This window comes from Sphingobacterium nematocida, from assembly GCF_900168125.1.
GTDB classification, from domain to species: domain Bacteria; phylum Bacteroidota; class Bacteroidia; order Sphingobacteriales; family Sphingobacteriaceae; genus Sphingobacterium; species Sphingobacterium nematocida.
Map to the genome: position 1 here is coordinate 25,914 of NZ_FUZF01000021.1, position 20,982 is coordinate 46,895.

Annotated in this window: 16 protein-coding genes; 8 read left to right on the forward strand and 8 right to left on the reverse strand. The window is 40.1% G+C overall.

From position 1 onward, the window contains the following. Positions 1-62: 62 nt before the first annotated feature. Positions 63-1,070, forward strand: coding sequence for a LacI family DNA-binding transcriptional regulator (locus B5X76_RS18350; RefSeq protein ID WP_176141129.1), 1,008 nt, complete (start codon positions 63-65; stop codon positions 1,068-1,070). Between the two features lie 12 nt (positions 1,071-1,082). Here B5X76_RS18350 and nagA read toward each other — a convergent pair whose 3' ends face one another. The 6 genes from nagA to B5X76_RS18380 all read right to left on the reverse strand — a co-directional run bounded on the left by nagA (position 1,083) and on the right by B5X76_RS18380 (position 10,934). After that, entirely contained in the window at positions 1,083-2,270 is a 1,188-nt protein-coding gene (nagA, locus tag B5X76_RS18355) for an N-acetylglucosamine-6-phosphate deacetylase (protein WP_079645385.1), read from the reverse strand. Beyond that, positions 2,267-3,568 carry a sugar MFS transporter gene (locus B5X76_RS18360; protein WP_079645447.1) on the reverse strand — a complete coding sequence of 434 codons (1,302 nt, stop codon included), beginning with the start codon at positions 3,566-3,568 and terminating at the stop codon, positions 2,267-2,269. The genes nagA and B5X76_RS18360 overlap by 4 nt, the downstream gene beginning before the upstream one ends. 22 nt (positions 3,569-3,590) lie before the next feature. Then, positions 3,591-4,322, reverse strand: coding sequence for a glucosamine-6-phosphate deaminase (locus B5X76_RS18365; protein ID WP_079645386.1), 732 nt, complete (start codon positions 4,320-4,322; stop codon positions 3,591-3,593). Positions 4,323-4,333: 11 nt separating this feature from the next. Continuing rightward, entirely contained in the window at positions 4,334-5,767 is a 1,434-nt protein-coding gene (locus B5X76_RS18370; RefSeq protein ID WP_079645387.1) for a Gfo/Idh/MocA family protein, read from the reverse strand. 245 nt (positions 5,768-6,012) lie between these two features. After that, complete coding sequence (locus tag B5X76_RS18375; RefSeq protein ID WP_079645388.1) at positions 6,013-7,791, reverse strand: RagB/SusD family nutrient uptake outer membrane protein; 1,779 nt, start codon at positions 7,789-7,791, stop codon at positions 6,013-6,015. Positions 7,792-7,808: 17 nt separating this feature from the next. Beyond that, entirely contained in the window at positions 7,809-10,934 is a 3,126-nt protein-coding gene (locus B5X76_RS18380; protein WP_079645389.1) for a SusC/RagA family TonB-linked outer membrane protein, read from the reverse strand. A gap of 215 nt (positions 10,935-11,149) precedes the next feature. On the opposite strand from B5X76_RS18380, the gene B5X76_RS18385 reads away from it, so the two are divergent. The 5 genes from B5X76_RS18385 to B5X76_RS18405 all read left to right on the forward strand — a co-directional run bounded on the left by B5X76_RS18385 (position 11,150) and on the right by B5X76_RS18405 (position 17,232). Then, on the forward strand, positions 11,150-12,133 hold the full coding sequence (locus tag B5X76_RS18385; protein ID WP_079645390.1) for an alpha/beta hydrolase family protein: 984 nt from the start codon (positions 11,150-11,152) through the stop codon (positions 12,131-12,133). Between the two features lie 113 nt (positions 12,134-12,246). Then, positions 12,247-13,662, forward strand: coding sequence for a tagaturonate reductase (locus B5X76_RS18390; RefSeq protein ID WP_176141130.1), 1,416 nt, complete (start codon positions 12,247-12,249; stop codon positions 13,660-13,662). Positions 13,663-13,674: 12 nt separating this feature from the next. Beyond that, positions 13,675-15,306 carry a UxaA family hydrolase gene (locus tag B5X76_RS18395; protein WP_079645392.1) on the forward strand — a complete coding sequence of 544 codons (1,632 nt, stop codon included), beginning with the start codon at positions 13,675-13,677 and terminating at the stop codon, positions 15,304-15,306. Between the two features lie 129 nt (positions 15,307-15,435). Then, positions 15,436-16,542, forward strand: a complete 1,107-nt coding sequence (locus B5X76_RS18400) for an SGNH/GDSL hydrolase family protein (protein WP_262507917.1) — start codon at positions 15,436-15,438, stop codon at positions 16,540-16,542. 180 nt (positions 16,543-16,722) lie between these two features. Then, on the forward strand, positions 16,723-17,232 hold the full coding sequence (locus B5X76_RS18405) for a GNAT family N-acetyltransferase (protein WP_079645394.1): 510 nt from the start codon (positions 16,723-16,725) through the stop codon (positions 17,230-17,232). A 42-nt stretch (positions 17,233-17,274) separates the two neighbouring features. On the opposite strand, the gene B5X76_RS22055 is transcribed toward B5X76_RS18405, so the two are convergent. Then, positions 17,275-17,448, reverse strand: a complete 174-nt coding sequence (locus B5X76_RS22055) for a hypothetical protein (RefSeq protein WP_176141132.1) — start codon at positions 17,446-17,448, stop codon at positions 17,275-17,277. Between the two features lie 58 nt (positions 17,449-17,506). On the opposite strand from B5X76_RS22055, the gene B5X76_RS22380 reads away from it, so the two are divergent. Both B5X76_RS22380 and B5X76_RS18415 read left to right on the forward strand, forming a co-directional pair. Continuing rightward, positions 17,507-17,995 carry an alpha-L-fucosidase gene (locus tag B5X76_RS22380; RefSeq protein WP_079645395.1) on the forward strand — a complete coding sequence of 163 codons (489 nt, stop codon included), beginning with the start codon at positions 17,507-17,509 and terminating at the stop codon, positions 17,993-17,995. Next, positions 17,992-19,332, forward strand: a complete 1,341-nt coding sequence (locus tag B5X76_RS18415) for an alpha-L-fucosidase (RefSeq protein WP_262507918.1) — start codon at positions 17,992-17,994, stop codon at positions 19,330-19,332. The genes B5X76_RS22380 and B5X76_RS18415 overlap by 4 nt, the downstream gene beginning before the upstream one ends. A 269-nt stretch (positions 19,333-19,601) precedes the next feature. On the opposite strand, the gene B5X76_RS18420 is transcribed toward B5X76_RS18415, so the two are convergent. Further along, positions 19,602-20,978, reverse strand: coding sequence for an MBL fold metallo-hydrolase (locus tag B5X76_RS18420; protein ID WP_079645397.1), 1,377 nt, complete (start codon positions 20,976-20,978; stop codon positions 19,602-19,604). Positions 20,979-20,982 lie beyond the last annotated feature (4 nt).

A 20,982-nucleotide genomic window follows, 5' to 3' on the forward strand; every position in this document is an offset into this window, starting at 1 on the left:
ATTTGCATTATTGATTATGGTTATTTAAATTGGGGTGAAATCTACTAACACACCTTAAATTTATGATCAAGAAAGGATTTGGAATTAAAAATATTGCCGAAATGCTAGGAACCTCGGTTTCCACAGTATCCCGGGCGCTACGTGATGCGCACGACATAAACCCGGACACCAAAGATAGAATACTCGCTCTCGCCAAGGAACTTAATTTCAAACCTAATAAAAATGCAGCCGCATTGGCTTCTGGAAGTACAAAAAATATAGGTGTCATCATTCCATTCATTACCAATTATTATTTCGGCACTGTTATCTCAGGAATCCAAGAGGAAGCTTATCAATTGGGCTATAATATCATCCTATTTGTTACGAATGATGAGGTAGAACGCGAAATCGATCTAATACACAACCTAAATCTTGCCAGTCTTGATGGATTGCTAATTTCGATCTCTTCCAACACGACTGCAACAGATCACTTTAACGAACTCATAAGAAAGGAATTACCGGTGGTATTTTTTGATCGAGCACCGAGTGATATAAACGCATCTAAAGTAATGCAAAATGACTTCGAAGGTGCATTTTTAGCAACAAAACATCTAATCAATAAAGGGTACCAAAAGATTGCCCATTTAGCGGGGCCAGAGTCTTTAGACTTTTCAAAAGAAAGGCTAAGGGGGTATTTAAGTGCAATGAAAAAGGCTCAATTACCGGTCAATCCCGAACACATACTTCATTCTGGATTCACCCAGCAACATGGTTATATGGATACGCAAAAATTGTTGGAGCTACAAGATGTTCCTGATGCTATATTTGCTATAAATGATGGAAAGGCTATAGGTGCTATTCAAGCGCTTAAAAAAGCAGGAAAGCTCGTAGGCAAAGAAATAGGGGTTATGGGATTTACAAACGACCCTATATCGACGATCATCGAGCCCAATCTAACAACGGTAGAAGAACCTGCATTTGAAATCGGTAAACAAAGCTGTCAGCTATTGATCAGACATATAAAAAACAGAGAATTCGAGGCTCGGTCTGTGGTAATACCCTGCAAACTAATCGACCGCGACTCGGCTTAGATTAACAACCCATCATCGCTCATAAACAAAACGACCTTCAATCATCGTCTTTTGGATTTCGATATTATGATCAAACAATACTAAATCGGCCTGCAATCCTTTTGCAATAGAGCCTATTTTATTTTGCAATCCCAATTGCTTTGCGGGATTTATGGTCAGCATTTGAACCGCATCCTTTAACGCTAACCCCGCAACATTACACATCGTTCGGATTAGCCTATCTGCAGTCGCTACACTACCGGCAAAAGACTTACGATCAGGAAGTTTAGCCACATTGTCTTCGATAACTACGGGAAGCCCGTGGGCCCTACTCCCCAATATACTTACTGAATCGTGTGTCCCGGCAGCTCGCATAGCATCAGTAATCAAAATAATCTGATCCTTTGCCTTTACTTTGCAGATCAGTTTTAGAAATGGTTCGGGCAGATGCACGCCATCTGCAATAATTTCGACGTCTATATCATCAATCAAAAAGCAGGATTCTATAGTACCCGCATAACGATATGCATTTTTTCGGGTCATGCCCGACATACCCGAATAAAAATGGGTAGCCAATTTATATCCAGCCTCAACACCCCGCAAAATCTCTTCATAAACAGCATCTGTATGGGCCAAAGCCAGCAAAATACCTTCTTCACAAACCCTCCTACCGAAGTCAAGAGCTCCAGGTAATTCCGGTGCAGCACTCCAGCGGGCGATCAGATGTTTGTATTTTGATAATATAGGCTCATACTCTTTGGGATCGGGATTACGGATGTATCGAGGATCCTGTGCTCCACGCTGCTCCATCGCAAAATAGGGCCCTTCAAGATGTAATCCATAAAAACGTGCTCCATTTGTACTCTTCGCTAGCGATCCAGCATACGTATTAAAGGTCTGCAACAGGAGATCCTGCTCACTTGTCAACGTCGTCGGCAACATGGCAGTGGTTCCAAATTTGGCATGAGTCTCGGCAATATGGACATAAGCATCGACCTCATTATCCATAAAATCGGCCCCACCGCCTCCATGAATATGAATGTCAATAAAACCAGGCGACAGATATAACCCCTCTGCGTCTATGACCTTATGATTTGCCGTTTCTTTTAAGCCTGTATCAGACTGATATACATCAATAATACGCCCATTTTCTATTGTCACTATTCCCTTATCCAAAATTCGATACGGGGTAATTACTTTTGCATTTACGATACTGATCATATGCTGGAAGTTTTACGCCACGATTTAACTTTATGCCCTATAAAAGCATAAAAAATAATATATAGAAAACAAGGTACCAATACCCAATAAGCGTCTCGTACAGAATATGAATCGGCAGCCAAACCATAGATCATAGGTATGATGGCATTTCCACATAACCCCATAATCAATAAAGCGGACCCTTGCTTTGCGTATTTGCCCAGACCATCTAGAGCCAAAGGCCAAATGCCTGCCCAAATCAATGCATTAGGTAGCCCAATCATCGCTAAAAACCAGATTGAAATATCTAGATTCATACCCATCCAACCGACATTATAACTGGCGACACACACTAAAACAGATAGAAACAAGCCTACTATCGAACATATCTGGAGCATCCGCTTTTGGGATATAATGGATGGAATCAAAGTGATCCCTGCGAAATAACCAATAATTGTCGCTGTCAACACATAGGATGGTAATGCCTTGGCCTCTAAAAGGGAAAGACCCATCGAATCTGCATAATTAATGATAGTATCGATGGCTACCACCTGTGTGCCCACATGAAGAAAAATAGCTACAGCTCCCAATACTAAATTGGGAAATTGAAAAACGCCTGTTTTTTCTTCCGAAACGGTATCTTCGTCTGTATTTTCAATCTCAGGTAATGGCGAAAAATAAACGAACAACCCAATAAGAAACAAAACAACTGCAACCACGGAATACGGGACGACTACGCGCAGAATCAGCTCGTCCAAGGTAGTGGCTCGAGCTACTTCATCCATTAAAGGGATCTGTTTAAAAAGTTCATTATCTGAAGGTCGAAGAATAGCCCAAGAAAATACGAGAGGAGCCAATATGCCAGCCCCCTTGTTGCATATCCCCATGATACTAATCCGCTGTGCCGCGCGCTCTTTATCACCTATCATGGTAATATATAGATTGGCAACGGTTTGCAAAACAGCTAGCCCAGATCCCAACGTAAATAGCCCAGCAAGAAATAGCGCATAGGTACGACCATAAGCCGCGGGAATAAACAATAATGCTCCCAATGCCATGATCCAAAACCCAATTGTAATGCCCTTCTTATAGCCAACAAGTTTTAATAAGTAAGAAGATGGCATCGACATCACCAAATAGGAAATATAAAAAGCAAAGGCTACTAAATAGGATTGAAAATTGGTGAGCTCGCAGGCAATCTTAAAATAGGGAATCAAAATTGCATTTATCCAGGATACAAATCCAAAAATAAAAAACATCGTCCCGATAATGCCTATGGAGATAAATGTCGTCTTCTTGCTTATAGCTTGTGTATTCATTTTTAGGCTAAAAATTAGTAATTTATAGTAAGGAGGCTGATCCTTCATCTAAATAACAATAGCAATTAGCATGCTTTTGTAAGATACTGGCTGGATACAGATTAGACACTTCATTTTTGAGACAATCTCTTACTGCCACTGCTTTACGCACATCAGGCACAGCGCAGATGATGGTATCAGACTTCATGATCTGCTTTATCGACATAGAAATAGCTTGACTCGGCACTTCTTCCAAACTATTAAACCACCCCTCACCCATTTGCTGTTGTCTACATTGGTTATCCAAATCAACCACAATATAAGGATCTTCTACATCATAATTGGCCGGTGGATCATTAAAAGCCAGATGTCCATTTTCTCCTATTCCAACAAAAGCCAAATCGATAGGATATTCTTTAATAATCGCTCCCAACCTACTACATTCATCTGTAGCATTTTCCTCTCCATTGATTAATACCACTTGCTTTAACGGGTCCACTTTATTCAAAAATCGTTCTGTCAGATACTTTCTAAAACTCGCTTTGTGCGTAATGGGCATACCGATATATTCGTCCAAATGAAACATACGAACTTTAGACCAATCAATATCTTTATCGCTGATAAGAGCCTCTAAAGTATCGAATTGACTCTGTCCCGTAGCTAATATAATATTTGCTTCTCCTTTTTCGCGAATGACATCTTTAATACATGCTGCGCCTTTCGCTCCTGCCTGCGCTCCTAAAGATTCCCTATCTGGGAAAATTTCAACATTCATAGTTATTATTTTTATTTATTTGATTGTAAGACTTTTGTAGTTCCTCCCGTCTCCAAGTGAATAGTGTGTACTACATTTGATTTCCAACGTCCCATTGTAAAATCTGGGATGGCAATAGGTTGAGATCCATTGGCTACAGACCATTCGCTCAATGGGGAGATTACGGACCAAGAAGCAGCATCGTACACGTCCATATCTACAGGCAAGCCGTTGCGCAAACAATCGATCAAACGCCAGTCCATAATAAAATCCATTCCTCCATGTCCTCCTACGGCTTTTGCCATCTCACCGATCTGTGTAATGATATTAGGGGTATACTGGACTTCAATCTGCTTAAATTCAACTTCATCCATAAACCGCTCGTGTCCTACAGCTAATTTTGCTGGGAGTGGATATTTTTGTGCAAAGGCTTTAGTACCACTAATCATATGGATCCTAGAGTAGGGACGAGGTGTGCTTACGTCGTGCTGCAACATGATTGTACTCCCATCACTATTTTTGATAGTTGAAGTGTTTAAATTACCTCTGAACGGGTATTGAAGATACTTTTCAAAATTTTTGTTGGTTTTGGCCAATTCTTCCGTTTTGGGTTTCAAGGAAAAATCCTTGGAAGACATCGACGTCAAAAACTCCATCTTATTGCCTCTATTGATCTTTAATACCTGAGCGATGGGGCCTAGTCCATGCGTCGGATACAAGTTTCCGTTGCGCTTGGCATTCTCAAGAAGACGCCATTTATCATAGCGAGCCTCTTCTTCGAAAAGACTTTCGAGAATATCGTGGATATAAGCACCTTCACAATGTACGATATCGCCAAAAAATCCCTGACGGGCGAGATTAAGGGTTAACATCTCAAAAAAGTCATAACAACAATTTTCAAGAATTACACAATGTTTTTTTGTACGTTCGGAGGTCGTCACTAATCTCCAACACTCTTCTACAGTCACTGCTGCAGGAATCTCGACAGCGACATGTTTGCCCTGTTCCATTGCATATATCGCCATTTCGGCATGTGTAGCCCAATGGGTCGCAATATATACAAAGTCAATATCATCTCTCCGGCACATTTCTTTCCACGCTTCTTCATTTCCACTATATATTCTCGCCTCATGTCCTGTCGTGACGATGCGTTCTTTTGCGGCTCGGGCTTTATCGTCTCGCACATCACAAATTGCCTTGATAGACACGCCTTCAATCATACTTAACCTGTACACAGCAGCAGCCCCCCTATTTCCCACACCTATAAAACCCGTTCTTACAGTTGGTAAAGCAGGGGCTGCATAGCCAGACATATTAAATATGGGTTTATATGATTTTTGTGATTCTTTTAAAATATGGTCAAGATTGCTTCGTTCCTTCGTAGGGTTGGCAGATACTTGGTTCGATAGCAGTCCTAAGCCGGCCAGACCTGATAATTTAAGAAATGATCTTCTATCTGTAGACATAATATTAGGGTTTAAATATTTTTATTTGAACAACACTATTTGTTGTCCGTAATTGCAAATTATAGACAAGACAACTGGAGACGTGCAGCAATTGTCATCGTCATTAAAGATAGGTTCTAAAACCCAACCTACTTGATATAAAAAGCAGGTAACTTCGATAACGCTATCGGTTTTTTAAAGCTTAAGTAACCATAAGTCTGATTATGAGTCAGACTCTTGGTTACTCCATGTTTTTCCAATTGCAGTTAAGGAATATCTTCTAGCGGGGCAATATTTTTGTCTGCCCCATCATAGCCTTTATTCTGATTGATCACACCTTTCGTATTTGCTGTAATGATGGTAGATGGAATCGGCCATAGCACGTGAAAAGGAGCTATTGCGGCCACATTACCATTGAGATTAATTTTTTGATCATAGGTAGGGTTCTTTCTTTTCACACGATCATAATAATAGTTCTTTTCGCTAAAGTTTGCTAAGTTATACCCATTTAGACCTCTTTTAGCCAGGATGTAGGACATCCTGACCATCTCCGCATGTCGAGGCTCTTCTGCAAAAAGCTCCCTTGCTCTTTCATCCAAAATAAAATCGATATTTACCTCTGAAGGTGATACTGACAATGCTTTTGCCCTGCTTCTTACTTTATTGATATCTTCTGCGGCCAAATTCAATTGATCTTTCCAATAATAAGCCTCAGCACGCAATAAATAGGTCTCGGCCAAACGGAAAAGATACCAATCACCATTTCCACCGGCGACAATAGTAACTGCTGGATTCTGTTCGGGCACAAATAATTTGTAGTGTGGGACGGCATAAATAAAGCGAAATGTATCTATCGGAGCGGCTAAATAAGCTAGATTTACGGGCTTACCGAAGTCTTTAGATGCTGGATTATTGTATTTATACTCATGTTTATCCACCCAGTTTGCATCGGCTCTTCTCAGATCTGTGGTATTGTTCCAGGTGGCTCCTTTATAGGACCAAACGTCATACTGATAAAATCCGGTTAGACGTACATTGGCATTACCCCTCCCCAAGGTGTCATACATCGGTCCAGAAGCGACCATACCTGCTTTACCTTCGCTGTCTCTTACATTGGCACCAAACCAAGAAGCACCGTACCAACGCATCGTAAATAAACCGGATGAACGAGCGTCCGAAGGAGCCTCATATCTATCAATGGTAGCTAATATTGTTTCTTTGTTATTGGTCAAAGAAACATTTTCTGGCCGATGCAAATCCCAGATCACATTCCTATAGTTATTAGCCGCGTCTTTACCAAAGCGTGTTGTCATCAACGCATAAGGACCATTGATGACCTCCGATGCGGAGGCTATCGCTTTATCAAACTCTAAATTCGCTAGGTATACTTTAGTTAATAAATGATTGGCAGCACCTTTAGTCAGCTCACCTGGAGCAGCAGTAACAGGCAACCATTTGGCCGCAAACTCTAGATCTGCTTCTATTTTCTTTAATATAGCCGATCTACTATGTGACTGAAAATCTAATTTAGCACCAGAGATCTCTTCTCCAATAAACGGCACATCTCCATAGGTATTAACCAAACGATAATACCAATAAGACCTATACCACAAACCGGTTGCCAACATGGCATTCTTCTCTGCTTCAGTTTTAAAATCTACCTCTTTAGCCCTAGAAATAAGAACATTACAATTCTTAATATTGGTATACATCATATCAAACATGTTGACAAAATTGTATATCGCACTGCCATTAGGGGTCAATTTATAAAAATCAAGTTGTGACCAGGGCGAAGCAAGATCGGAGGCTGCAAACTCTTGAACTAAATGTTGATACTGTTTGGTGCCTGGCTTTCCTGTATTATGAGTTTCCTCTTTTAAATCACGCTTTAGGGTAATAGCTAAGGCTGCTAATCCTTCGGGATTTTGGTAGACATTCTCGGGTGTATAAAAGGATAAAGGCTCTGGAGATAACCAAGATTTGCTACAGGAGAGGGCAATCAGACTAAGAAAGCCTCCCATAATTACTATTTTTATTTTTTTCATGATATTTACACTTTTGGTTATAAAGAGAAATTGATACCTGCGGAATATGTACGTGGCATAGGAATAGTTGTTTCCGGATCCCACCCTGGCCAATTATCAATTGTAAATACATTTCTTGCCGCCAAGAACACCCGGAAGCTCTTTACATTTATCCGATCTAGGTACGCTGAAGGGACAACATAGGAGAACGACAAATCTTGTAATCTTAAATACGAGGCTGGTTTATACACTTTAATACCCCCTCCGAAAACAGTAACGTTGGTATTGAGCCGCGCATATTCGTTATTACTGTTTTCCGCTGTCCAATAAGGAAAATCAAATGTACTACGCTTGTCGTATGTCTCTGTACTCGTGCGGACACCCTCTGCAAATTGAGCGACATGCCCCAACTCTGCTCTTAAGAAAAACGTAACATTAAAGTCTTTTAGAAAATCAATAGAATTTCGAAGACCTAAGCGGTGCTGAGGAGCCTTATTCCCTAGAAATTGTTTATCTATTAACGCATTATAAATATAATCGCCGTTTAAATCCTCTACTTTAAAATCACCCGGCTGCAGCTTGTATTTCTTCGCTTCCTCAGCTTCACTAGCTTGCCATATTCCAGAAATTCTATAGTTCCAAACGCGGTCTAATGCCTGCCCCGGAAACCACTCGTTGGTATAATCGGGTAATTCTTGATAACCTGTGACACCATTTATTGTCGTTTCGCCAAAATCGCCAAATAATTCGTCGATTTTATTTCTATTTGCAGAGTACACAAAACTACTCGTCCATCTAAAATTTTCTTTATCTACATTTACCGTATTTAAGGTAAATTCAACGCCCTTATTACTCAATTTACCCAAATTTGTAACTACAGTAGAATATCCGGTAAGCTCGGGCAATTTCCGATTCATCAATAAATCAACGGTCGTCATATCATATACATCTGCCGTAAATCCTATTCGATTACTAAACATCGAGAGATCAATACCTAAATTAAATGATTCTGTCTGCTCCCATTTTAAATCATAGTTGGCCAAGGTGCTGTTGTACACCCCTATTTGAGTCGTCGAACCATTATAATAGCGGTTGGAAGACACTTCTGCTAATGCAGCATATGCGCCTATGGACCGATTACCATTGCGTCCCCACGAGGCACGTAGCTTCAGATCATTGATACTATTCACCTGAAAAAAAGGCTCATTGGAAATACGCCATGCTGCCGCAAAAGCGGGGAATACTGCGCGAGGGTTCTTCTTGCCGAAAGCCGAGTAACCATCCCGACGCACAGATGCCGTGAACAGGTATTTATCATTCAAGGTATAATTCAAACGAGCCATAGCAGCGTCTCCCGTAGCCTTTCGATCATCCGAAGAAACTTTAGGATCTTTACCATACTGAATACCATGATAACCTAAATTTTGATTTGGCGTAAAACTCGAGTTACTCAAATAAGAATTCCAGTTCTCCAGTTTCTCAGCACTGTAAAGCAAGGTCACATCAAACTGGTGTAGTCCTATTTTTTTATTCCAATTGACGAGGTGGTCTAACATCCATTCAAAACTGGATTTTTCATCTCTTGTGCCATAACCATCTTTATAAGTAGAACCTCCTATGATCGTTGTTGAGGGGTAAAAATTATACAGCTTTTCAAAACTATATCTAGGTTGGTAAGAAATCTTATAATTGATATCAAGAGGTAATTTGAAATTCATGTAGATGGAGGCAAATAAACTATTGATTTTATTTTTTTGATCTTGACCTCCCAGTATATTAACTAATGGATTGGCTACCGCATAACTATTGGGATACCATAATAATTTACCATCTTGATCATACATACTACCATAGGGACTCATTAACGACATCTGGTAAGTACTGGGTAGCAAATCGAGCTGACTACGGTCCGAAAACTGCGTGTTGACTCCTGCTGACAACCACTTGTTTATCGTAAAATCTGTATTCAACCGGGTCCGGATCGCTTTAAAATCATCCCCCAACATAATACCCTCATTGCTTTGATAGCCTAATGACCAATAATATTTGACTTTCTCAGCACCACCTGAAATGCTCAGATCGTAATCTTGACGAGTTCCGGTTCTAAAAACTTCATCGAGCCAATTCACCTCTTTACCTGCCACATAATTATCCGATTCGATATCAAAAAAATTCAAGCGATTTAACCACTCCAATGTATTATCACTCTGCGGGTTATTACTAGCTTTTCTCCAATCCTCCAAACTCACCCCAGAAGGTAGATTATTTGGATCGTTATAGTAATAGCCTGGCTTGGTCGTATTAAACGCTCTCATGACATCCGATCGGAACTGAATGTACCCTTCGCCATCATAGATTTTAAAAGGACGAAGTAAACTCGCTCCCCCCACTGTAGCTTGCAAATTAATAGTAGGATTACCAATAACCCCTTTCTTGGTTGTCACCTGGATGACACCGGCTGCTGCCCTCGCTCCATACACAGCGGTCGAACTAGCATCCTTTAATATATCCAACGTTTCGATGTCGGCAGGATTGATGTCAGACAACGATCCATTAAAAATCACTCCGTCCAAGACGATCATAGGGTCTGTTGAGGCATTTAACGATTTAGGACCACGGATCTCCATGGAACCACCTCCCGCTGCCCTTGTGCTTTGATTCGAATTAAAACCAGCCACTGTTCCATTAAGCATTTCTGTCAATTGTGTTTTGGGTTGATTTTGAAACTGCTTGGCATCCACTCGGGTAATTGACCCTGTTAAATCACTCTTTTTTGCAGAGCCGTAACCAATTACAACAACTTCATCTAAGGAGGATTGTGTGCTTTCTAATACGATGTTAAGATCTTCCTTACTGTTAGAGATCTTTTGGCGGACACTTTTGTAGTTAAGCATGCTAAATGTCAACACATCACCGATCTGACATTTAACTACGAATCTACCAGAAACATCTGTCGTCGCTCCCCCTGCTTTACCTTGAATCCCAACAGAAACACCCGTCAATGGCTCTTTGGTATCTGATGAACGAACTATGCCTTTTACTTCGACGGTCTGTGTTTGATTCGATGCAAAATTCCCAACCCTACCGATTGGAACTTTTGCTTGTAGATCATTGTGATAGAGTGCCACAAGAACTACCGTAAATAATAAACTTTTTACCCTCATAATTTTTTAGTTTTATTTAAATCGGTTTGGGAATTCTAGCCTTCCCGACTATACAAGGTTAAAAATTATCCCTTCACTATTTTGTTAAACTTAAATATTTATTGTCGGTAACGCTACCGAAGAATAGATAAAAATCCTGTCTTACATAAACCTGCTGTTATGGCTGATTTTAGTATTTTTATAGAAACAATATTTTTCCGTTAGTATCTTAAGTTATGAGAAACCTAGTCATAATATATTTTTGCACCATACTATTCGTAACCGTTAGTCAAGCTCAACAAAAAATCAACTGGGATGATAAAACGAGCGCGATATGGCCCAACCAAACAAGCCTGATAGAAATTAAGTCTAGTATAAGTCCAGCTTTGCAGAAGTGTTATGTTTATAAAAGCACGGCCTACACGAAAAAACCGCTCATCATCAGTCTACACACCTGGGGTGGGGACTATTCGCAGCGAGACCCTTTATTAAAATATTGTATGGAGGAGAATATCAATTACCTTCACCCGGATTTCCGTGGACCCAACAACAATCCAGACGCTGCAGGTAGCGCACTGGTCATTCAGGATATTGACGATGCCATTCAATGGGCAATTGACTCGCTAAAAGTCGACACACAAAACATACACATGGTGGGCGTGAGCGGAGGCGGCTTTGCAACTGTTGCCAGCTACATGAAAACCAAACACAATGTCAAATCTTTTCACGCTTTTGTCGGTATTTACAACCTCGAAGATTGGTACTATGAGTCTTTACAGCGAAAGAATAATTACGCAAAAGATATACTTGCGATAACTGGAGTAATTAATGGGAAACCAAATCCGGAAGAGGTCGTAAAGAGATCTCCATTATTAATGAAAACACCCACGAAAGAAAGACTCCGTACCAAACTAAACTTGTACACTGGACTCCATGACGGATATGTCGGATCCGTACCTATTTCTCATAGCTTGGAAATGTATAATAAAGTAGTAAAGGATTTCAATAAGGATATAAGGGAGGCTATAATTTCTCCAGATGATATTTACACCTTATTAAAACGAAGAAAGCTAACAAATTTTGAAATCATAAAAGGTGCATTTCTAGGTAGAGATATCATTTATCAAAAAAAATACAAAGAGCTCGTGGAGATCATTGTTTTTGATGGTGGTCACGAAATGCCTGACCAAGATTTATTAAAACGGATATTTAATCCGTAATACCTAGTGAGCCGCTGGCAGCGTTATCGCTGATAGTCTTTTTATTTATCTTCAAATTCATTTACTATTGACCTCTAAATCGGATAATGGATCCGAAGAACTACTTTAAATCGATGAAAATTAATAACGATAACCTCAGTCAAATTATTCAACTGACGCATCAATCCATCGCTGATCCTAAGAAATTAACGGATAGAGTCATTCAATTTGGAACGGGCGTTTTATTAAGAGGCCTACTTGATTTCTATATTGACCATGCTAATCGTACTGGAGATTTTGAGGGATCCATTGTCTTGGTCAAATCTACAAATCAAGGTGACATCAATGCCTTCAAAGAACAGAATAACCACTATACTATTCAAACAGAAGGTATAGAAAACGGAGAAATTATACAACACCAACAAATTGTCACCTGTATCTCTAAGGTATTAACCGTGCAGCATGATTGGGATCAATTAGTAAATATCGCCAAACAACCCAATATAGAATATATTATATCCAATACGACAGAATCCGGTATCGTCGAAGTGGACGAAGACCTAACAGGTATTCCTAAAAGTTTTCCAGGACGACTTACGGCTTTACTCTACGCTCGTTTTCTCCATTTCGCAGGCAATCCAAATAATGGTTGGATTATACTACCGACAGAATTGATCGATAACAATGCAGACAAATTGAAAGCAATCGTTATTTCAATAGCGACAAAAAGCAACCTTTCAGCTGCATTTGTAGAGTGGATTGAAAACTCTAATCACTTTTGTAACACCCTAGTAGACCGGATTGTTCCAGGCAAAGTAGAAACTTCGGGCTGGGAATATGAAGATGAATTAGCAATTGCAGTTGAACCCTTCAACCTATGGGCTATAGAGGTAAAAAACGATACTCTCAAAGAAAAAATAACCTTTGCTGCGGCAAATCCAGGAATAAGACTGATGGACTCGATTCAAAACATTAAAGAATTAAAATTAAGACTTTTGAATGCGACCCATACGTTACTTTGCCCTATTGCAATAATAGCACGACACGCACTCGTGCGAGAATCTCTTAACGATCCATCAATCGAAAATTGGACACGGAATCTGATGCGAACAGAGATCAATCGGTATTTATTGACAAAGGGTATTCTAGAGATTACAATCAATGAATTCGCATCTGTTTTAATTGACAGATTCAAAAACCCTTTTATCGGTCACCAGTGGCAAGCCATTTTTCAAAATAGTACCCAAAAATGGATACAGCGGGTAATCCCCATTCTACATACCTGGAACACTTTACACACAACCTCTTCTGCCACTATAGCTTTAAGCATGGCTTGCTACTTAAAATGTCATCATCTTTTCAATGAGACAGAACTAGCTCTGGATAGCCAAATCCAAAAAGCTCTGTCTCAAGGTAGTTCTCCTAGCGACATTCTAGGTCAAAAAAATATCTGGACAGTTGATTTGAGCTTAAACTCAAGCTTCGTCGAACTGGTCACAAAATATATGCAGGATTTAGATACAAAATCCATTTTTCAACTCATCCATTAAATTCGCATCACAATGAATATCATCAAACTAGACGCTATAGATAATATCATAGTTGCTTTAGAAGATCTAAATCAGCAAGATACTTTTAACTATAATCAGGAAGAGATTGTACTAAAAGACGAAATCCCTGCAAAACACAAATTTTTTACCGAAGACCTGAATAAAGGAGACAATATCCTGATGTATGGAGTCAAAGTCGGCCAAACGAGCAAAAACGTCTATAAGGGCCAACGGATGAGTACAGAAAACAGCATCCATGCAACGGACAAATATCAATATAATGGTTTTAAGAGCAACTGGAGCCCCATTGACGTAAGCAAATTCAACAACCGCGTATTTTATGGTTATCACCGTGAAGATGGTCGTGTTGGAACGGCAAACTACTGGTTATTTATCCCTACTGTCTTTTGTGAAAATCGAAACATCGAAGTTATCAAAGAAGCGCTTCTTGAAAATCTAGGATATGCAAAGCCGCAAATATATCAAGACTACGTGAAGTCTCTGGTACAGGCCTATGAAAGTCAAACGGATATTGAAACCCTGAATCTATCTCCTACCACATCCAATAATAGTAGAGTATTTAAACAAATTGATGGAATCAAATTCTTAACCCATCAAGGCGGTTGTGGTGGTACTAGACAAGATGCTGTAAGCTTGGGTAAGCTATTAGCTTCCTATATTGATCATCCTAATGTCGCTGGCGCGAGTATACTGGGGTTAGGCTGTGAAAACCTACAAATGGATAATCTCCTGACTGAAATCAAAAGGAGAAATCCTAACTTTTCAAAACCTATAATACAACTGGAGCAACAAAAAGTAGGTAAAGAAAGCGACTTGATACAAAACTGCTTACAAGAAACGTTCAAGGCCCTCGTCAAAGTCAATAAGACAGAAAGAAAACCTGCCACACTAGATAAACTTGTACTAGGTGTAAAATGTGGGGGGAGTGATGGATTTAGCGGAATATCCGCTAATCCTGCTGTAGGATATGCCGCTGATCTCTTAGTCAGTCTTGGAAGTTCTGTATTACTGGCTGAGTTTCCGGAATTATGTGGAGCAGAACAACAATTGCTGGATCGGATGAAAGAACAACGTCATGCAGATAAATTCATAGCACTAATGGAAAAATACAGCCACTCTGCCGAACAAGCAGGCTCAGGCTTTCATATGAATCCCTCTCCTGGGAACATTAGAGATGGTTTAATCACAGATTCGATGAAAAGCAATGGGGCAGCGAAAAAAGGAGGAACCTCCCCCATTGTGGATGTACTAGAGTATACCGAGGGGATCAAACACAAAGGTCTGAATCTGGTTTGCACACCAGGCAATGATGTGGAAGCTACTACCGGCAAAGTAGCTTCTGGAGCAACCATATTACTCTTTACCACAGGATTAGGAACACCTACAGGCAACCCTATTTGTCCAACGATAAAAGTTGCTACAAACAATCAGCTCGCAGAACGCATGCCCGATATTATCGATTTCAACACCGGATCTATTATTGATGGCAGCAAAAGTATAGAGCAGGTCGGAGAAGAAATATTAGAATATTGTATAAAAGTAGCAAGTGGTATCATCATCCCGAAAGCTGTACAATTGCAACAAGATGATTTTATACCCTGGAAAAAAGGAATTAGTCTTTAAGATTAAAAAAACTTATTTAAAACCTGTATTTTACACCGGTTTTAAACCGGATGAGATTATCGATCTTAACGATTCCAGGTAGAGGGCTAGGTACATGAACTGATCTAAATGTTTTAATTTATAACTATGATGATATTTAATAAAGACCAAATTTTAAAGTATTGTTTGTGCATTTTCTCATTTGTACTATATTGGAATAATTCGCATGCGCAAGCTCAGTATACTCGGATTTCTAGCGATCTGATAATGGGCAGAGTCGAGGAGGTTAGGGAATTAAATACGCTAGGTAGATTGCCCGAGCGTTTGAAAGGAAGTGTAAGGGAACCTGTATGGTCTCTGGGCACAAGCACAGCGGGTAGCTATGTTGATTTTCAAACAAATAGCGATACAGTTTATGTTAGATATAAGGTAGGGAGTGGATTAAATATGCCCCATATGCCATCAACAGGTGTTAGTGGTGTTGATCTTTATTATCAGGATAAGTCTTCTAAAAGCTGGAGCTGGGCATTTGGCAACTACAGCTTCAAAGACACGATAAATTATGTATTTGCAAATCTTGGGAAGTCAAATGACGGAGCATACAGACTCTACTTACCTTTATACAACAGTCTGCAATGGATTGAAATAGCAGGCAACAAAGGTAATTCCATCAAATTCGTTAACAACTCTAAAGAGAAACCTATTATTGTATATGGGACCTCCATCGCACAGGGAGCTTGTGCTACGCGACCTGGATTGGCCTGGACCAATATATTGGGGCGTTCATTTACGAATCCTGTAATTAACCTTGGCTTCTCTGGAAACGGCCGTCTCGAACAACCGATTTTGGATCTGATCACGCAGGAAGATGCTGCGGCATTCATACTAGATTGTATCCCCAACTTAGCGTTAACTGCCGAACGTTCGGCTGCCGACCTCGAATCTCTTATCTTTAATGCGGTAAAAACTATTCGAAAAAAACATCCGCAGACGCCCATTGTACTAGCTGCTCACAGTTCGGCGAACACTCCTGGCTTCTTAAATATCCATACGATGCAGGAATATGGCAACTCTTCTAAAGTAGCTAAAGCTACTTACGCAAAATTAACAAGAGAAGGGATAAAGCACCTCTATTGGGTCAGCGAACAAGAGTTTGGACTTGATATTAATTCTACCGTAGATTATGCCCATCCAAATGACATAGGAATGATGAAAATAGCAGAGGCATACCGACGTTTGCTAATAAAGGTCCTATAAATGATCACATGTGTATAAGTTTATAAAGTTTACGTGTTTCTTATAGTCGAGAGAAAGAAATCCCCATCAGATATCAAGTCTCAACACAACTCTGAAGTATAAACTACAATAAGCAACACAATAAATTTTCAAAATCAAGTATATTCATAAAAGTGACTTTTGGCTGGTTAATGACTAATCATGAACGAAAACAAAATATTTTATTCAAAGTACTCCGAGTCCGATTTCGATAGCTATAAAACATTAGTTTACGACAATGATCTAATGCGTTATATAACAGGAACGGCACTAACAGAAGAGCAGGCTCAAACAAAGTTTAAGTCCATTTTAGGGATCAATAAAAAAGAAGAAAAATTAGGATATTTTAAAATCCTTACTGTAACTAATGTTTTTATAGGCGACTGTAAATTGGAACGCTATAAATATGACCCTTCGATTCTAGAGATAGGATATATACTAAAAAAAGACTATTGGGGAAGGGGCTACGGGACATCGATCTGTAAGGAGATGCTTACATTGGCAAGCACATACTTTCCAGGACAAGATATTATTGGAATTATCGACCCTGATAATATCGCTTCAAAAAAGCTCTTGCAGAAATTTGGATTTGAAAGCTACTTTGTCGGGGTAGAGGACAACCTGCCTACGGAAAAACTACTATTGAAAATTGCAGATAAAACACTGAAATAAAAGGAGGTGCTAAAGTACCTCCTTTTATTTGTATTGACAACGTTACTCGACTTTTACAAAATTACCGTTGCGATCGAACTCCAACTCGACATCCTCTCTAGACTCGTTACTGTATAGCTCTATTGAATATGGTCCATCCGCATCGATCGCTACATCAACAAGAATATAAGAAGCATATCCACTAGCAACATACGCTGCGATCTTAGCGGGCAACAAAATTCTTATCGGAAATCTAGCATTATTTCCTTATTTTAAGAATCTAAAATTCTACAACATGAACCTCATAAAGAAAATTAGTCTAATAGGTATTCTTGCTACAGCGACACTCTCCACCAGTGCCCAAGAGACATCTGTCCCTTACGAAGGAGTATCTGGTTGGGCAGAGACGAAAGATAAGCGTATGGAATGGTTTCGGGAAGCTCGTTTTGGTCTATTCATCCATTGGGGACTATACAGCGCTGCAGCTGGTAGTTGGGATGGCAAACAGTACCCTCAGCATTACGCAGAATGGATCCAAGCTTGGGCCAAGGTACCCAGCAAATCTTATGCTGAAGTATTAAAACCAAAGTTTACAGCAGCAAAGTTTAATGCTGACGAATGGGCCTCCCTGGCTGATGAAGCCGGGATGAAATACATGATCATCACTTCTCGTCACCACGAGGGTTTTTCAATATTCAATAGTCAAGAGCCTTTTGCCCAGAAAAACAACGTGACTGGAGGAACAAATACCCTAAAGGACGCGACCTATACGGCGAGATCATAACAGCGTTTCATAAAAAAGGGCTTAAAGCGGGAGCATACTATTCTTTACTAGACTGGCAACACCCCGATTCCTATGAAGGCCTAAGCTACCTAAATAGCAATCCAACGGGATACAAACCTGACCATGAGGCCTATAAAACCTTTTTATATGGACAAGTTAAAGAATTAGCGAACAACTATGATGCGCTAGATGTATTATGGCTTGATTTCAGCAGCAAAAAACATCAAGGGGAAAGCTGGGGAACAAAACGTATTCTTACCGACCTCATTCGATGGCAACCAAATATTTTGGTAAATAACAGATTTTGGGATGGATTAGAAAATAAGAATGGAGACATAGGTACACCTGAAAAATACATACCACCAACTGGTCTACCGGGAATGGATTGGGAGGTAAGCCACACAATGAATGAGAGCTACGGTTACAGCGCACATGATCAAAACTGGAAATCTTTTGATCAAACCATGCGTCTCTTCATAGAAACAGTGAGCAAAGGTGGTAATTTTTTACTGAATGTTGGCCCTGATGCCGAAGGTGCGATACCAGCAAAAGCAACAACGCTGCTAAAAGATATCGGTAAATGGATGAAGGTAAATGGCGATGCGGTCTACGGGACTACAGCCAGTCCTTTTCAAGCCTTGGACTGGGGATACTGTACACAAAAGACAGGAAAATTATACTTTCACGTCTTTGACATTCCTGCCGATGGATCGATTACAGTACCTTTGTCCAGCGCTATCCAAAACGCTCATATCATGGGGGTATCAGGAAAAAAATTACAAATAAAAAGTACAGCCGCGGGCAAAACCATCCTATTACCAAAGCATTTTAACGGACAGATGCCTTTGGTTATCGTAACAGAAATTAAGGGAACACCACAGGTTATACAGAGTCAGATACAGACACAAAAAGATGGGCGGATCGTCCTGACAGCAAACAATGCCCGGTTGACAGGTAGCGGGGGAATACGCTTGATAGGAGCAACAACACATAATCCCAACCGTCCCAATGCTATAGGAGCGTGGGCAGACAAAAATGATCAGGTCGTGTGGGATGTCAAAATCCAAAGACCCGGTCAATACCAGGTTGTTATCAATTATCTCCCGAATCAGAAACATGCTGGAATAATCGCTATCAAAATGGGTGATCAGCTCTTGAAACATCATTTTTCGGCAGAAAAAGAAAACCAATTTACAAATAAAGAAGTGGGCACTATCGAAATATCCCAACAGACCATAGGAGATGCTGGATTACAAATAAAACTGAATGCATTAGATATTCAAGGTCTAACACTTCCTGAAATAAGTTCAATAACATTGATTCCGATCAGCAAATAATGTTCGAATTAATACGCTGACCCGTAAAAATAGAAGAAAGTCTCTAAAAAGCTTCTATTTAGAGGAAATGCTTGATTATTTTTCTAAACAAGAACGCCTGTAGCGGGGAGCTACAGGCGTTCTAAACTAACCAATTATTAACCTAAATTATGAATACCCAAAGTTACGGAGATGAATGCTTTTAAATGTTAAATTCTCGTTAATATTCAACTAGACAACAGATTTGTTACCTCTGCTCACTCCTTTTAGCATAGATAGAAGCATTATCACTAGAAATGCAACCTCCATTCCTTCATTCCCGCCGAGTAGTTTTTGACATCCTTGAAACCATGTTTTGCCAATAAAGACTGTGCTATTGTAGAACGATCTCCGCTCTGGCAGTGAATAACAATTTGCTTGTCCTTATTAAACTTATCCAGATTTTTGGTCAGAGTCCCCACGAAAATATGCTCTGCTCCTTCAACATGATATTCTAGATATTCGGAAGCCCCTCGCACATCTACAATCTGTACATTAGGATCTCCGATATAAGATTTAAACTCCTCCATATCAATAATTGTCTCCTGTTCTAAATCTATATCTAAATCATTGACACTAGAAATATACCCGTACATATTATCTAGTCCAATCCGCATTAACTTGCGTGTGAGATCCTCCATCTTATGATCCTCGGCTACAAGGATAAACTGTTGTTGATAATCTAGCAACCACCCACACCAAGTTGCAAAAGAGTTGTTTCCCTGTATATTCAGGCTATTCGGTATAAATCCCTTTGCAAAATCAACTTTATTGCGGGTATCGATCACAGTTAGGCCTTTTGAATACGCTTCCAGAAACTGATCTCTTGTTAGTTTCGGGTACTGCGGAACCTCGACAAGCAATGGTCTATCGACTTTATTAAGATGTTTCATCATTGCAAAATAGGTCGGTGGTTCTGGCTGTCCGTCTAAGAGATTAGCAATAAATCCTTTTTCATCTTGAGGATATTGAAATGCCCAGTTTCGAATCTTCTCATACCCAATAGTAGTGCTAGGCACTGCCCCCAACGCCTTGCCACAGGCAGAGCCTGCGCCATGACCTGGCCAGATCTGCACGTATTCCGGGAGTTGAGCAAACCGTTTGATCGATTGATACAATTGTCGAGCACCCTTTTCCTGTGTACCGACCAGTCCCGCAGCTTTTTCCAATAGATCAGGTCTCCCCACATCACCAACAAACACAAAATCGCCTGTAAACACCATCACAGGACTTTCGGTAGCAGGATGGTCTGTCAATAGAAAACTAATACTCTCGGGCGTATGCCCAGGTGTATGCAACACCTCTAAACTCAAATTACCAACGCGAATGGTATCTCCATGTCGCAATCCCTGATGTACAAATTCGTACTGCCATTCAGGACCTCCTTCAGCAGACAAGTAGAGTTCGGCTCCAGTGGCAGCAATCAACTCTCTTGATCCACTCAGAAAATCCGCATGAATGTGTGTTTCTGTGACATGTGTAATCTTCATATTGTTTTGCTTTGCAATATGCAAATACACATCTATATCACGCTGCGCGTCGATAACAATAGCTTCGTTCTTGGCCTGACAACCGATAAAGTAACTCGCTTGAGCTAAACTCTTATCGTACACATGTTGAAAAAACATATCT